Here is a 2,538-nt window from a genome sequence, read left to right on the forward strand (position 1 = left end):
CAGCCCGGCAACAATGGTTTTCTAAAGCGCTCAAAGATTGGAAAGTGGAAGCCCGCATGTATTTAAAAAAAGGGTATGCCCGAGCTTCAAATAAAATAGACCTGTATTTATTGGATAGTGAAGGCCGTAGGGTCGGGAAAATTACGTTAAAAGATAATGATAATAGTTACGAAGTGGCCGCACATGCCCAAATTGGTTATGATTCCGTATCGTCAAAAACGGTTTATAGCAGTGATAACGATAGCAGCGTAAAAAGAACGAAGAACGGATCCAATAAAAAGAAAACGATTAAATACAAAGAAACGGTGAAAGTGACGACTGGAAAAGGCAAAAAGAAAAAAACGTCGACTAAAGTAGTCTCTAAAACTATGGCTTTGCCCCAGGATCTAGACGAAAACACGTTAACCGGGTTTTATGGAGTATGTACGTTTGAAAAGGTCGGAAACAAATATACAGCTTCATTCCAAAAATGTAACAATAACGGCCAACCTGCAGGGAAGAAATGGCGCGGTACATATACGGATAGTGCTAAAAAATACGGTGACTCCATAGCAGGGGTAGCCGTTTATATAGCCAAGTACGATATAACCGAGGATTCTAAAAATGTGGCATACAAGCCGAACCCAGCAGCTTTAACAGATTTAAAAGTCTATGAGGTTTTAGGCGATACAGTGGAGATTGTAGCCAGGGCCGGGGATGAAATCGTAATAAATTGCGAAGAAAACAAAGTCTATAAAAATGGCTCTATGTTTTTAGAGAATCTATACATTGGCAGCGAATTTTTAACGATGAATGGCGGGGTGCCTAGCAGCTTTACTGTTAGCCCCGAACCAGTAAGCGAAGCTAGTTGGTGGATGGATTATAGCCCGCGTTATAACTAAGGAGGAAAATAGATGATTTATATTTTAAATAGCGACGATAAAATTATAGGATATTTAGACAATAACAGCGCCGGGGCCTGTCCGTTTTATAATGATGCTCATAGCAATAAAATAGCGGACGATAGCGGGAAGATATGGGCGGAGACTCTATCCCTTGAGGTTCCATATGGTTATGAGGAAACGGATTTATTAGATACAGGCACACAGTTACTTATAGCAGATAGTAATGATCGTTTTAAATTATTTACGATTTACGACAAAAACGACGTTATAAACGGGCTGGGCCATTTAAAAAAGGTGGAGGCTATTAATTCTTTAGCCTGGAAATTAAACCATACTTTTTTAGAGGAAAAGAGCTGGACGGCTGCGAGTTCAAAAGACGTTATTTCATATATTTTTCAACGTAGCGGATGGACACTGGATGATTTCAACGACTTTTTTAATGGTGGAACAAAATATTATACAGTAAGCGAAGGAAAAGCCAAGGCTGCGTTAGATAATGCAACTAAAGATTTTTCTATCGAAATAGAAGCTTATGCCGTTATAGAAAAAGGAAACTTGATAGAAAAGCGGGCTTTTTTCACTGAAAAACTAGGAGAAGTGACCGGGGAACGTTTTGAGTATCGGCATAATTTGAAAGGGGCAACCCGCACCAAATCAAACCTAGACTTTTACACAAAACTATATGTATTCGGCGGGCAAAACTCAAAGGGCGAACGCTCTACAATTACCAGCGTAAACAAAGTGAAAATACCAGGATCCAATAACTATGAATATCTTCCTTTTATTTTAGATGAAGAAGCAAATGATAAATATAATAACGGCGACGCGTATTTAGAAGGGTTTATTGTGAATGAGGATATAGGAAAACCCGAGGGCCTGTTAGAATGGGGCCAAGAGCAAATGAAGACATATAACCACCCTAAATATACGTATAGCGTAGACGTCGCTTTATTAGATTATTTGCCAGGTCTAGGCGATACAATAGCCGTTATAGATCATGAAATGAATCCACCTTTGACCATTACGGCCCGCGTATTGGAAACCAACTACAGCCAGGCCGATAGCTCAACGAATAACGTCCTCTTAGGTGAATTCGTCACGATAAACACCGTTACCCCTAATGAGATATGGAAACTTCAAGCGCTTGCTTCTCAGGCTCTACAGGCTCTACAAGAAAAGAAAAGTTGGAAGGTGGAAATATTTACTCCCGACGGTTTAGATTTTAGTAGCAGCAGCGAAAAGAAACGGCTTATTATTCGCGTTTTTGAGGGCCTGGACAATATAACGTCCCAAATACCAAAAGAGGGCTTTTTATGGGAAATGCTAGACAATGAAGGCGCCCATGTAGAAGAATGGGAAAATGCTCATATAGGAGTCGGGAACGTAATAGAGGTAGGCCAAGAAGTAGCAACTTATACAATCCGCTGCAGCGTAAACGACGAAACAACAAAGCCGATCATTTTTGCAGAAGAAAAAGACTTTGCTTTCTTTTGTCGCCTTCAAAATGAACCGAACCCAGGCGACACAGATTTTAATTACAGTGTGGCTCAATATGCAGCTGTAGACACAAAAAATAATCATATCTATTGGGCGCAAGGCTATAGAGGATCTTTGGTAACAGCTGCAGACATTGCAGCAGGGGAAAGCTTCTCTA

1 protein-coding gene and 1 pseudogene are annotated in these 2,538 nt (G+C 40.3%); both read left to right on the plus strand.

The features are described 5' to 3' along the window. Positions 1–881 (plus strand): annotated as a pseudogene (locus CVN76_RS06145) (distal tail protein Dit); the annotation flags it as partial. Positions 882–893: 12 nt separating this feature from the next. Beyond that, positions 894–2,538: phage tail spike protein (locus CVN76_RS06150; protein WP_100530610.1), on the plus strand; the 1,645-nt coding region annotated here is incomplete at its 3' end.

It is taken from the genome of Bacillus sp. mrc49, from assembly GCF_002803435.1.